Here is a 12,552-nt window from a genome sequence, read left to right as displayed (position 1 = left end):
CGTGCGCGAGTGCCTCGCCGAGGAAGGCCATGCCGCGGATGACCACCCAGGTGCCGACGACACCGCAGAGGACCGCGACGAGCGAGCCGCCGATCAGCCCGCGCTGCACGAAATCGAGCGCGAACGGGGCGAGGAGAGGGAGATGGGAGGTCACGTTCATCGACCCTAGAGGTTTTTGATAATGATTATCAAACTCGTATGTTGGAGACATGACTCAGCCGAACATGACCATCGATCCGCTCGTCCGGCTGTCGAACATCCACGTCTCCTTCGACGGGTGTGATGTGCTCTGCGGTGTCGACCTCGAGCTCTCGGCGGGTGTGCTGACAGTGATCGCGGGTCCGAACGGGGCCGGAAAGTCGACCCTTCTCGAAGTGGTGGCCGGGACGCGCGAGCAGCGGATGGGGGACCGATCGATCTCTGGGGCGATCGCATTCGTTCCGCAGCGTGCGGCCATCTCCGAGCGCCTCCCCGTGACGGTGCGTGACGTCGTCAGCGTGGGGGTCTGGGGGCGCCTCGGCTGGTGGCGTCGCGTGGATGCCGAGGCGCGCGAGCTCATCGAGGATTCGATGAGGCGACTGGGGATCGAGGGTCTCGCAGCCACTCCGTTCGCCGCGCTGTCCGGCGGGCAGCAGCAGCGCGCGCTGCTCGCCCAGGGGCTTGCCCGGCGTGCCGATGTGCTCCTGCTCGACGAGCCCACGACAGGACTGGATGCCGAGAGTGCCCTGCGGATCCGCTCAGTGCTGCGCGAGGAGGTGAGTCGTGGGGTCGCGATCGCGTGCGTGTCGCACGATGCGGCACTGCTCGGAGATGCCGATCGCACCGTCCGGCTGCGCGAGGGGCGGATCATCTCCGAACTCGACCCGTCCTGAGGTTTTGCTAGCTAAGCTAGTAGTCATGGAACGATACGAACGTCTGCGCTGGGTGGGCCTGGTCTTCATCAGCATCGCTGTCTCGTTGATCATCGTCGACTCGACGATCGTGAACGTCGCGATCCCGGCCATCGTCGACGACCTCGGCATCACGTCGACCGAGGTGCAGTGGGTCCAGGAGTCGTACACCCTGGTGTTCGCCGCACTTCTACTGGTCTTCGGCAGCCTCGCCGACAGATTCGGTCGGCGACGGGTGATGGTCATCGGCGTCATCGTGTTCGCGGCGTCTTCGGTTCTCGCGGCCTCGGCTCCTGACGGCGGGATGCTGATCCTCGCCCGCCTGGCTCAGGGTGTCGGTGGTGCGATGATCCTGCCCACCACCCTCTCGATCATCAACGCGACGTTCCGCGGACGCGAGCGGGGGATCGCCTTCGCGGTGTGGGGATCGACCATCGGCGGGATGGCCGCAGTCGGTCCGTTGCTCGGCGGATGGCTCACGACCGCGTTCTCGTGGCGGTGGGCGTTCGGCATCAACATCCCGCTCGGGATCATCATCGTCATCGGCGTGCTTCTCACTGTCGCCGAATCTCGCAGCGACCGCACCTCGAAGATCGATGTGGTCGGCGCCATCCTCTCCGTCGTCACCATGGGCAGCCTCGTGTTCGGGCTCATCGAGGGCCGCACCTACGGGTGGTGGCTCGTCGACGAGCGGCTCACGATCGGCGGCTGGACATGGCCGTTCGATCTCTCGCCCATCCCGATCGCCTTCGCACTCGCGGTGATCGCCCTGATCGCTTTCGTCGCCTGGGGCGTGCACCGCGGACGTCAAGGGAAGTCGACGCTGCTCGCGCTGCGTCTCTTCTCGATCCCGTCGTTCCGCAACGGCAACATCGCGGCCACCGTGGTGTCGCTCGGCGAGTTCGGCATCATCCTCGCTCTGCCGCTGTGGCTGCAGTTCGTGCTCGGATTCGATGCGCTGCAGACCGGTCTGCTGCTGCTCGCGCTCGCGATCGGATCGTTCGTCGCCAGCGGCGCGGCCGGCGCGGCCAGCGGCAGGATCGCACCGGTGTGGGTCGTGCGGGCCGGACTCGTCGCCGAGGTCATCGGGGTAGCAGGCGTCGGCTTCGTCATCGGACCGGATGCCTCGTGGGTGCCGCTGATCCCGTTCCTCTTCGTCTACGGCCTCGGCGTCGGGCTGGCCACCGCTCAGCTGACCGGAGTGGTGCTCGCCGACGTCCCCGTGGCGGACAGCGGAGCGGCATCCGGAACGCAGTCCACGTCGCGGCAGCTGGGTGCCGCGCTCGGCGTCGCCGTGCTCGGCACCGTTCTCTTCACCAGCACCGCCGGCATCCTGTCGTCCTCTCTCGACGCTCGAGGTCTGCCTGCCGAGCAGCGGGACCAGATCGTGTCGTCGGTCGTCGACAGCGCGGGTGCGGCGATCAGCGGCCTCGAGGCCCAGCCCGACATGAGCGACATCGCCGACGACGCCAAGGCCGCGTTCTCGGACGGCACCCGCTTCGCCGCATGGACGGCGGCCGGCTTCCTGACGCTCGGGCTTCTCTCGACGATCTCTTTGGGGTCGGGCACGGCGAAGCGTCGGGACGAGGAGCTGCCGTCGGCCAGCGGCGTACCGGACTGATCAGCCTGCCGCGGGCGCGGCGACGATGTCACCCAGCTTCCAGGAGCGGTCGAAGTACGGCTCCAGCGGTCCGTAGAGACGGAAGTACGAGAACCAGTGCGTGCCGGGAATCGTCTGCACCCAATTGGAGGGGCCGGACGCCGGTTCTTCAGGGCCGAAGTGAAGGTCGACCGAGCCGTCGTCGTTGATCGTGAGGTCGGGGTCGCGTGAACCGCGGTCACCGCGCTGCTGCGGCGTGTCGATGAGGCACCGCGTCGTCACGTCGTAGACGGTCGCCGACCAGAAGAGCTTTGCGGGTACGTCAGCCGGAACATGGAGTGTGTAGCTGCGACCTCCGTCGAGCCACTCGCCGACGGCATCCGTGTACGCGCCGAGATACGCCTGGCCTGCCCCGGGTGTCGTACTCTTCATCGCCTCCGAGAAGCTGACCGCCTCGTAGAACCAGGATGCGCGCTCGAGCAGCTCGTCGTATCCCTCGCCTCGCTGCGCGGAGTTGTCGAGCACGATCGCCTGTTCCCATGCGCGGTCGGGCCAGTACGAGCCCTGCTCGAACCGCTTGGCGAAGGTGTTCGCCTGCGCCATCAGCTCACCGGCCGCCGCGCCCTGCTCGAGGATGCGCGTCAGACGTTGGTCCGGTGCGAACGGCTTGCCCTTCTCGATGCCGAGTTGTCTGAGCATGGCGAGGTGGAATCGATCTCGTTCGTCGACGACCTCGGTCTGGTAGATCGCGTGCAGGCGGGTGAAATAGTCGAGCCCCCAGGGCTGGTCACCGGTCCACGCCCGCCCGTCCGGTGAGACGATGCGAGTCGGCGCAGGATCCGCGCGGTCGCTGTACGGATAGATCCGCACCGCATGCACGAGGGCGTCGGCGCGAGCGGGGTCAGGATCGAGCGTGCGGAAGCCGAACATGATGTTCACGCCTGAGGAGCGCAGGACGCGATGGTCGTCGCCGAGATCCGACGGTTCGGCGACTCCCGGCGCGAGGATGACGTACTTTCCTCCTTCGCCGCGGTCGGGTCCCATCTCGCCCATGGCACCGACCTCTCGCTGCCAGAAGTCCGACACTCCGCCCGCCGTGGGGCCCGCAGGAAGCTCGATCACGAGCGGCCCGGTCTCGGAGAGATCGAAGAAGTTGAGGATGTACGGAGTGGTCGCATTCGCGGTGATCAGGCCGAGACGGTCGCGGTAGCTCAGATACCGCACCAGATCGCTGCTGGTGGCTCCGAAGACGTCGTAGTGCTGGGTCTTCCACTGCGCGTAGGAGACGAGTGGGAGGGCCCACAGGTAGACCTGGCACGCGAGCTGGTAGTCGAGCTCGTCGAAGACCGTGGGGATCGACGATCGCGCCGGCAGATCATGATCCATCTCGAGATCGAACAGTCGTCCGGGCAGATCGATGGTCATCCGTATGTCTCCTGTCGTCCGTTCGCGAGGGCTGACTGCCGGTGCCGCCCGCAGGTCAGGCCAGGTTAGGCGGAGGTGTGTCCGCAGGAAATCACCCATTGCGGGTGGCGCGCTCCGCTGGGCGACTCGGCAGGATCGGTGCGATCACGTCCGGAGGTCGAGGGAGCGCAACCATGCCGCAGCAGTTCGAGGAGGGAGCCCCCGGCGAGCGGGAACTGCCCTCCTGGCAAGACGGCCCTGCGCGCCGGGCGATCGAGGACTTCGTGACGCGCTCGACGGCAGGAGTGAACGCGGTGCCACCTGACGAGCGCATCGCGGTCTTCGACAACGACGGGACGCTGTGGTCGGAGAAGCCGATGCCGGCTCAGCTGCACTACATCGTCGAGCGCTGGGCCGCTGCGGCGAGGAAGGATCCGACCCTCGCGGAGAGGCAGCCCTACTTGGCGGTGGTGCGCGATGACCTCGCCTGGCTCGGCCGGGCGATCGACCGGCACTACGCGGGCGACGATGAGGACCTCCGCGCCATCATCGCCGCGATCGTCGCTCTCACCGACGGTATGGACGTCGAAGAGTACGCATCGTCGGTCGCCGCGTTCTTCGCGGATGCTCGCCATCCCGTGCGGCGCACGTCGTACTTCGACACCACGTATCAACCCATGCGCGAGCTGCTCGCGTATCTCGAGCGCCGAGGCTTCACCTGCTACATCGTCTCGGGCGGTGACCGCGACTTCATGCGGCCCATGTCGGAGCGGGCATACGGGATCCCGCCCGAGCGGGTGATCGGATCGGCGATCGGGCTCACCTACGACAGTGAGTCCGCGCGGGTGCGCTACGGGAACTCCTTCTCGTTCCTCGACGACGGACCCGAGAAGCCCGTGCGGATCTGGAGCAGGATCGGACGACGGCCGCTGTTGGCCGTGGGAAATTCGAACGGCGACATGCCGATGCTGGACTTCGCCCTCGCGGGCGACCGCGACGCTCTCGCGCTCCTGGTGCACCACGACGACGACACGAGAGACGACCCGCCCTACGACGCCGGTGCCGAGAAGGCCCTCGCCGCAGCTGCGGATCGTGGGTACACCCTCATCAGCGTCGAGCGCGACTGGTCGACGGTCTTCTCCGGCGAGCGACTGCCCGAGGGAACCTCCGGATGACCTCGGCTCCGAGCATCCGCGCTCGACGGAGATGGTTCGCACCCACTCTCGTCGACTACGACCGCGCCTGGCTGTCGAAGGACATCGTCGCGGGCCTCGCCGCCGGAGCGGTGGTCGTGCCGCAGGCGATGGCCTATGCCACGATCGCCGACCTTCCCGTGCAGGTCGGGCTGTACACGTGCATCGTTCCGATGGTCGTCTACGCCCTGCTCGGCGGGTCGCGAGCGATGAGCGTGTCGACGACCTCGACCATCGCGACCCTGACGGCGACGACTCTCGTCTCGGCCGGGGTGGCCGCAGGCGCCGACGACCCGCTCGGCACGCTGATGGTGCTGACGCTGCTGGTCGGGGTCTTCCTGGTGCTCGCGCGGCTCGCGCGACTCGGCGGGCTGGTCGAGAACATCTCCGGCGCCACCGTCCTCGGGCTCAAGATCGGTGTCGGTGCGACGGTCGCGGTCGGTCAGCTCCCGAAGCTGCTCGGTGAATCCGAGAACTTCTCGGGGCATGGGTTCGTCCGTTCGCTGGTGGCGGTCGCGCAGGCACTCGACGGCGCGAACATCCCCACCGTCGTGCTCTCGGTCGCCTCGATCACTCTCCTCGTGGTGCTCAAGCGCTTGGCGCCCGCCATCCCCGGAACGCTCATCGTGGTGGTCGGGGGGATCCTGCTCGTCGCCATCGCCGGAATCGACCGCCTCGGGGTCGACCTGATCCAGCCCGTGCCCTCCGGCTTCCCGACGCCGGTCCTCCCGGACTTCTCGAGCATCGGAGCGATCGTGCCCGGTGCGCTGGCGATCGCGGTGATGGCGTTCCTCGAATCCACCGCCGTCGCTCGCGGCATCCGCAGGCCGGCTGAGCCGCCCATCGACAGCGACCAGGAGCTGCTCGCGACCGGCGCGGCGAACGTCGTCGGGTCCTTCTTCTCGTCGATGCCCGCGGCCGGTGGATTCTCGCAGAGCGCCGTGAATCAGAACGCGGGTGCGCGCACCCAGGTCTCGACACTCGTCACGGTCGGGCTCGCTGTGCTCGTCGCGCTGTTCCTCGGTCCCGTGCTCTCGCTGCTGCCGCAGGCGACGCTCGCCGCCATGGTGTTCGTCGCGGTCGTCGGACTGATCGACGTCCCGCAGCTGATCCGCTGGTCGCGGATCAGCCCGGTCGACTTCTGGATCGCTCTGGTCGTCGCGCTCGTCGGGCTCTCGGCCGGACTGCTCGTCGCGGTGGCCGTGGGCGTGATCGTGACCCTGGTGCTGGTGCTCCGGGAGCTCAATACGCCCCGGCTGTCGATCACAGCCAGGTCGGGCGACGTCATCGCGGTGCATCTGGGACGGGGCCTCTACACCGCGAACGCGCTCGCGAACGAGCGGGCGATCGTCGATCTCGCGACGACGCAGCAGCCGCAGGTCTCGGCCGTCGTGCTGGACCTCGAGCGGATGGATGCGATCACGATCACGGTCCTCGATGCGCTGCATGATCTCGACAGGGAGTTGAGCGCGGCCGGCATCGTGCTGCATGTCGCCGCTCTGCCGACGCGTGCCGGCGCCGTCGCCGCGAAGACGTCGTGGTATCGCGGACTCGCCGAGCAGGGGCGCGTGCATGCCACGGTCGGGGAGGGGATCGCCGATGCGACGGTGTGAGCCAGAGCCGATGGGGGCTCGTCAGATCGAGTCCGGCGGAGTCAGCGGGGCGGATGCCGACTCGCTCGTGACCGCGGCCCTGATGCCGGATGCCTCGAGAGAGGTCGCGAGCGCGCGGACGACGTCGGCTGTGACGGTCACGGCATGGGCGGGATGGTGCCAGAACAGCACACGCACGGTCAGACGCTCCGGCGAGACCGCCACAGGCAGGGCGCGCACGTGCTCGCGGGCATGGACGCCCTCGACCTCGGTCGTCGCTGCGGTGATCTCATCGAGAAGCGCATCGACGGCTGCCGACCGGCGATCCACCCGCACCTGCACCTCGCTGCGCCTGGCGCCGTGCGTCGAATCGTTGATGATCGAGTCGCCGAGGATCTTGGCGTTCGGCACGTGTGCGGTGCGGCCGTCCTGCGTCACGAGCACCACCGAGCGGGAGTTCAACTCGGTCACGGTGCCGACGAGCAGACCGTCCGGCCCCTCGACGCGGATCTCGTCACCCAGCTTGACCGGCTGCCTGGCCTGGATCAGCACGCCCGCCGCGAAGTTGTCGGCGACTCCGCGCAGCACCAGCGCGAGTACGACCGCGACGAGAAGGACGATCGCCAGCAGGGGCTGCACATTCGCACCGAGCACGGCGAACCCGATGCCGACGCCGAGCAGCACGAGGAGGTACCCGCAGATGCGTGAGGCGACGTGGGCGACCGTCTCGGTGATGCCCGGCGTGCGGAGCAGCAGCGCGAGGACGCCCTTGCGCGCGTATCGCGAGAGCAGCCATCCCGCGATCACGATCGCCAGAGCGATCAGCAGGTCCCACCACTTCACGTCATCCGGCAGAAGCGATCTCAGATCCATGACATCACGGTACAAGCTGACAGTGTCGGCGCACGAGGAGCAAGGAGCGAATCCGTCAGGCCGACGTCACGCACCGGAACCCGATGTGAGACATTCCCGTGTCCTCTGCCTGCGGCGACCGGGCTGCGGGCCGGAAGCGCAGACAGTACTCGGGAGAGCACAGGTGCGATCCGCCCTTGAGCACTCGACGGGGGATCGTGGGGAATCCCTCTTCCGCGCTGGCGAGGGCGAGGAGGTTGGTCCGCGTGCCGGGGTCGACGCCGGCATCGCCCGACCGCAGGTGTCTCGGCGTGTAGTAATCGGTGGTCCACTCCCAGACGTTGCCGGTCATGTCATGCAGGCCGTAGCCGTTCGGCGGGAACGAGCCGACGGGCGCGGTGCCGCCCCATCCGCGATTCTCGTAAGGGAAGTGCCCGATCCAGGAGTTCGCGCGCGGGATGCCGTCGGGATACGTCTCATCGCCCCAGGAGTATCGCGCCTGCTCGAGCCCGCCGCGGGCGGCGTACTCGTGCTCGGCCTCGGTGGGCAGCCTCTTGCCGGCCCAGGTCGCGTACGCCTCGGCATCCTCGAAGGCGACGTGCACGACCGGGTGCGTCAGACGTTCGTCGATCGAGGAGTCGGGTCCGAAGGGCTGCCGCCAGTGCGCACCGGGCTGCCATCGCCACCAGCCGCGCCAGTCAGCGAGGTCGACCGGTCCTGCGGTCGGGGTGAACACCATGGCGCCGGGCACGAGATCGGCCGGGTCGGCTCCGGGGAAGCCTGCCGGATCGAGCGGGCGTTCGGCGACCGTCACGTAGCCCGTGTCGTCCACGAACCGCGCGAAGTCGGCGTTCGTCACCGCGAACCGGTCGATGAGGAAGGTGTCCATCTCGCGCTCGTGCACGGGGCGTTCGTCGGGGTAGAACTCGTCGGAGCCCATCGAGAATGTGCCGGCAGGGATCCGCACCATGTCGTCCATGCGGCCTACCGTACTGCGAAATATCGGTATCGCGGCGCCATCGCCCCGTCTGCGAGGTTGACGCCGTGACCGACCGGAGAGCCGTGCAGAGACCATTGGCGGGAGTGACCGCGCGAAACGTCACCCGGGAGCTCCTCGCGGGCGTCACGCTGCTCGCGATCGCCGTTCCGCTGAACATCGGCTACGCGCAGATCGCCGGTCTGCCCCCGACCGCGGGGCTCTACGCGCTGATCCTCCCGACCATCGTGTACGCGCTGACTGTCTCGTCCCGCCAGCTTGTCGCGTCGCCCGACGCCGCGGCCGCCGCGCTCGTGGCGTCGTCGATCGGCGGCCTCGCCGTCGCCGGCAGCGCCGACTACGCGACGCTGGCGTTGGCGCAGGCGATCATCGTCGGAGTGATGTTCCTCGCGCTGTCGTTCTTCCGACTCGGTTTCCTGGCGAACTTCCTGTCGAAGCCGATCCTCATCGGCTTCGTCGGTGGCCTGGCGCTCGACATCATGGTCAGCCAGATCGCCAAGATGCTGGGCGTCAAGATCGACTCGGGCGGCGAGTTCGTCGAGAAGGTCGGGCAGCTCTTCGGCGGGATCGGCACGGCCAACGGGTGGTCCGTACTCATCGCCGCTGCGGCGGTCGCGGTGCTGATCGGCGGACGCAGGCTGCTGCCGGTGGTGCCGTGGGCGCTGGTCGTGCTGATCGTCGCGACGGTCGTCGTGGTGGTCACGAGTGCCGAGAACGCAGGCGTCGCCGTGCTGGGTGAGGTGCCCGCAGGGCCGCCGCAGCTGAGCTGGCCGGTCATCGACTGGTCGATGTGGCTGGCTCTCGTGCCCTCGGCCATCGCACTGACCATGATCACGACGGCCGAAGGGCTCCTCGTGTCGCGGTCGTACGGCGAGAAGCGGCACTACCCGACCAGGCCGAATCGAGACCTGTTCGCGTTCGGTGTCAGCAACATCATGGCCGGAGCGTCCGCGAGCTTCACCGTCGGCTCCTCCACGTCACGAACAGCCGCGATGGATCAGGCGGGCTCGCGCACGCAACTGCCGTCGCTCGTGCTCGCGGTCGGTACCCTTCTGCTGGTCATGTTCGGCACCGCCCTGCTCGCCGACATCCCCTCACCGGCGATCGGCGCCATCGTGGCCGTCGCGATCATCCCGCTTCTCGGCATCCGTGACTTCATCGACCTCTGGCGTCAGGATCGTTTCGAATTCGCGATCGGCGTGGTCTGCTTCCTCGTCACGCTGTTCATCGGCTCGATCGCGGGAATCGTGGTGGCGTTCGTCCTCGCGCTCATCAACCTAGCGAAGCGCGCGGCCAATCCGGCGATCGACGTGCTCGAGGCCACGGGTGACCCGAGTGAGTCCCTTCTCACCGATGCTCCGCAGGGGACGACCACGGCCCCCGGCGTCATCGTCATCCGTCTCGCCGCTCCGCTGTTCTTCGCCAACGGCGATGTGTTCTCGCAGGCGGTGAAAGGCGCGGTCGAGAGCGCGGGCGCCGAAACGGTCGAGCACGTCGTGATCGACATGGAGGCCGTGACCGATGTCGACGTCACCGGGGCCGAGTCCTTCGCGGCCCTGCAGGAGTCGCTCACCGAGAAGAAGGTCTCGCTGTCGTTCAGCCGAGTGCGTGGCGACACGATGGCACGCCTGCGGCATCTGGGGTTGCTCACGGATCAACGGGTGTATTCGACGAACAGGGAGGCGCTGGCGGCTCTCGCACCGACCGCAGACGCGCCCTCCGAGAAGAGGAAGAGGTAGACCATGCTCTCAGTCATCGGTGAGACGCTGCCGCTCGCACTGGGCATCGCGATCAGTCCGATCCCGATCATCGCGGCCATCCTCATGCTGCTCTCGCCGAAAGCGCGAGTGACCAGCGTCGGGTTCCTCCTGGGCTGGGTGATCGGGATCACCGTGGCCGTGGTGGTCTTCACGCTGATCTCCTCGGTGCTGCCGGAGGAGGACTCCGACGCCTCGGCGCCCGTGAAGGGCATCATCCAACTCGTCCTGGGGCTGCTACTCCTTCTGGTGGCGCTGCGGCAGTGGCGCGGCCGGCCACGAGACGGCGCGGCGCCGGTGCTGCCCAAGTGGATGCAGGCCATCGACAAGGTCACCTTCCCCGTCGCCCTCGGGCTCGGGTTCCTGCTCTCCGCACTCAACCCGAAGAACCTGCTCATGGGCGCCGGCGCCGGGGTGGCGATCGGGGGAGCGGCGCTCGACGTCGGATCCCTCGTCGTGGTGATCATCGTGTTCGTCGTCATCGCGGCATCCACCGTCGCCGTCCCCGTCATCGCCTACCTCGTCGCCGCGGAGAAGCTGCGCGGCCCCCTCGACGCCCTCCGTGACTGGCTGCAGAAGGAGAACGCCGTGATCATGGCGGTTCTGCTGCTCGTCATCGGCGTCTCCATGATCGGCAAGTCGTTCGCAAGCTTCTAGAAAGGATCCACACATGACCCATCTCGCCTATGGACCGGTCGAGCTCTACCTCGTCGGCTTCGAGGGTGACCACCCCGACCCCGCCGTGATGTCGTCCCTCCGGGACCTCATCGACGGCGATCTGATCCGGTTGCTCGATCTGCTGATCGTCTCGCGCTCGGAGGAGGGCGACATCACCGTGACCGAGATCGAGGACGAGAGCGAGGCCTACGGCTTCGGCGGAGTCGAGTTCGGGGCATCCGGGCTCGTCGCCGACGACGACATCGTGGAGTTCGCCGAGCAGATCCCGCCGGGTGGATCTGCGGCGCTCGTCGCTCTCGAGCTCACGTGGGCGCGGTCCCTCGCGAGCAGTCTCGACGCCGCAGGTGGCGTCGTGCTGCGTACCGAGCGGATTCCGGCCCCCACCGTCAACGCCATCATCGACGCCGTCGCACGCGCGGAACAGGAGTAGCACGATGCCTTTCATCAGAAGATTCGGTCGCCCGGGACTCCTCGGACTCGCGGCGAGGACGGCCGTGGTCGCCGGCACAGCGGGAGCGGTGACGGGAGGGATGCGAGCGCACCAGCAGAGGAAGGCGGAAGCCGAGTACGAGCAGGAGCAGTACGAGGCCGCTCAGCGGCAGGCGCAGATCGATGTCTCCGCCCAGTCGGCCGTCGCCGCCCAGAGCGCGCCGCCGAGCGCGGGAGGGAGCGTCGACCTCGTCGGCGAACTGCAGAAGCTCGCGGCCCTGCGCGAGTCGGGTGCGCTCACTCCCGAAGAGTTCGACACGGCGAAGGCGCGCCTCCTCGGGTAGCCCCGAGCCTGCGACCACCCGGATCTGAGACGACGCCACCATGGGCGAACTCATCCTGCAACTGATCCCCGTCGCGATCGGGATCGTGTTGAGCCCTCTTGCGATCATGGCCCTCGTGGCGATCCTCGTGTCGAAGAACGCGCGCAGGAACGGAGTCGCGTTCCTGATCGGGTGGGCTGTCGGCACGATCGGCGTGCTGCTTCTGGGACTGTGGCTCTTCGCGGTGCTCGAGGTGCACCAGGTGAAGGAGCCGCCGCTCTGGGCGGACCTCCTGCGTATCCTCCTGGCGCTGTTCCTCCTCGCGGCCGCGCTCTGGGTCTACCGCCGCGGACATGCGCATGTGAAGGCGATGGCCGAGGCGACCACCCCGCAGGCGGTCGTTGCGGCGGCACCGCAGCTTCCGGGATGGTTGCAGACCGTCTCGACCTTCCGTCCCGGGCGCTCGGCGGCTCTCGGGGTGGGCATCTTCGTCCTCAATCCGGTCGATGCGTCCTGCGCCCTGCTCGCGGCCCTCGACATCACGCTGGCCGGCCTCGATGCGGGGCCGCTCGTCGCGGTGGTGGTGGTGTTCTGGATCGTGTCGATCCTGCCGATCACGATCCCGGTCGTCTACGTCCTGCTGCGCGGGCCGGCAGCGCAGCCGAGTCTCGATCGGCTCCGTGACTGGGTGGCGACGCACACCAACGTCCTCAACGCGGCACTGCTCCTGGTGATCGCCGTCCTGCAACTGCAGAAAGGCATCAGCGGACTGCTCTGAGGGAGAGAAGGGAACGGGTGCCCTCCGCTTTGACGCGGAGGGCACCCGTTCTTCGTCGA

13 protein-coding genes are annotated in these 12,552 nt (G+C 68.0%); 9 read left to right on the top strand and 4 right to left on the bottom strand.

The genetic code is table 11. The features are described from left to right. A partial coding sequence (locus RTM68_RS04625; protein WP_312168718.1) for a metal ABC transporter permease occupies positions 1-160 on the bottom strand: 160 nt, incomplete at its 3' end. 49 nt (positions 161-209) lie between these two features. On the opposite strand from RTM68_RS04625, the gene aztA reads away from it, so the two are divergent. Both aztA and RTM68_RS04615 read left to right on the top strand, forming a co-directional pair. Further along, positions 210-872, top strand: a complete 663-nt coding sequence (gene aztA, locus RTM68_RS04620) for a zinc ABC transporter ATP-binding protein AztA (RefSeq protein WP_312168695.1) — start codon at positions 210-212, stop codon at positions 870-872. Between the two features lie 25 nt (positions 873-897). Further along, positions 898-2,511, top strand: a complete 1,614-nt coding sequence (locus tag RTM68_RS04615; RefSeq protein ID WP_312168693.1) for a DHA2 family efflux MFS transporter permease subunit — start codon at positions 898-900, stop codon at positions 2,509-2,511. Here RTM68_RS04615 and RTM68_RS04610 read toward each other — a convergent pair whose 3' ends face one another. Further along, positions 2,512-3,915 (bottom strand): DUF1254 domain-containing protein, encoded by a 1,404-nt coding sequence (locus RTM68_RS04610; RefSeq protein ID WP_312168691.1) that lies wholly within the window; start codon positions 3,913-3,915, stop codon positions 2,512-2,514. It lies immediately after the preceding gene. Between the two features lie 173 nt (positions 3,916-4,088). On the opposite strand from RTM68_RS04610, the gene RTM68_RS04605 reads away from it, so the two are divergent. Together RTM68_RS04605 and RTM68_RS04600 are read left to right on the top strand one after the other, a co-directional pair. Then, positions 4,089-5,069, top strand: a complete 981-nt coding sequence (locus RTM68_RS04605; protein WP_312168687.1) for an HAD family hydrolase — start codon at positions 4,089-4,091, stop codon at positions 5,067-5,069. Beyond that, a complete protein-coding gene (locus RTM68_RS04600) occupies positions 5,066-6,700 on the top strand; it encodes a SulP family inorganic anion transporter (RefSeq protein WP_312168684.1) in 1,635 nt (544 codons plus the stop codon). The genes RTM68_RS04605 and RTM68_RS04600 overlap by 4 nt, the downstream gene beginning before the upstream one ends. Positions 6,701-6,721: 21 nt before the next feature. On the opposite strand, the gene RTM68_RS04595 is transcribed toward RTM68_RS04600, so the two are convergent. Together RTM68_RS04595 and RTM68_RS04590 are read right to left on the bottom strand one after the other, a co-directional pair. Further along, positions 6,722-7,552 carry a mechanosensitive ion channel family protein gene (locus RTM68_RS04595; RefSeq protein ID WP_312168682.1) on the bottom strand — a complete coding sequence of 277 codons (831 nt, stop codon included), beginning with the start codon at positions 7,550-7,552 and terminating at the stop codon, positions 6,722-6,724. Between the two features lie 55 nt (positions 7,553-7,607). Next, complete coding sequence (locus RTM68_RS04590; protein WP_312168714.1) at positions 7,608-8,501, bottom strand: formylglycine-generating enzyme family protein; 894 nt, start codon at positions 8,499-8,501, stop codon at positions 7,608-7,610. Between the two features lie 74 nt (positions 8,502-8,575). Between RTM68_RS04590 and RTM68_RS04585 the strand changes: the two genes are divergently transcribed. Genes RTM68_RS04585 through RTM68_RS04565 form a run of 5 tightly spaced genes read left to right on the top strand, consistent with a single transcriptional unit; the run spans position 8,576 to position 12,493 of the window. Beyond that, positions 8,576-10,267, top strand: coding sequence for a SulP family inorganic anion transporter (locus tag RTM68_RS04585; protein ID WP_312168680.1), 1,692 nt, complete (start codon positions 8,576-8,578; stop codon positions 10,265-10,267). Positions 10,268-10,270: 3 nt separating this feature from the next. Beyond that, positions 10,271-10,942 (top strand): GAP family protein, encoded by a 672-nt coding sequence (locus tag RTM68_RS04580; RefSeq protein ID WP_312168678.1) that lies wholly within the window; start codon positions 10,271-10,273, stop codon positions 10,940-10,942. Positions 10,943-10,955: 13 nt separating this feature from the next. Next, the gene (locus RTM68_RS04575) at positions 10,956-11,393 is read left to right on the top strand and encodes a DUF6325 family protein (RefSeq protein WP_312168675.1); all 438 of its coding nucleotides are present in this window, start codon (positions 10,956-10,958) and stop codon (positions 11,391-11,393) included. Between the two features lie 4 nt (positions 11,394-11,397). Beyond that, positions 11,398-11,736 carry an SHOCT domain-containing protein gene (locus RTM68_RS04570; protein ID WP_312168672.1) on the top strand — a complete coding sequence of 113 codons (339 nt, stop codon included), beginning with the start codon at positions 11,398-11,400 and terminating at the stop codon, positions 11,734-11,736. A gap of 40 nt (positions 11,737-11,776) precedes the next feature. Beyond that, on the top strand, positions 11,777-12,493 hold the full coding sequence (locus tag RTM68_RS04565) for a GAP family protein (protein ID WP_312168669.1): 717 nt from the start codon (positions 11,777-11,779) through the stop codon (positions 12,491-12,493). Positions 12,494-12,552 lie beyond the last annotated feature (59 nt).

Source organism: Microbacterium sp., from assembly GCF_031988965.1.
GTDB lineage: Bacteria > Actinomycetota > Actinomycetes > Actinomycetales > Microbacteriaceae > Microbacterium.
Note: the sequence above shows the minus strand (reverse complement) of the source record. Positions and strands in the feature narration are given on the sequence as shown.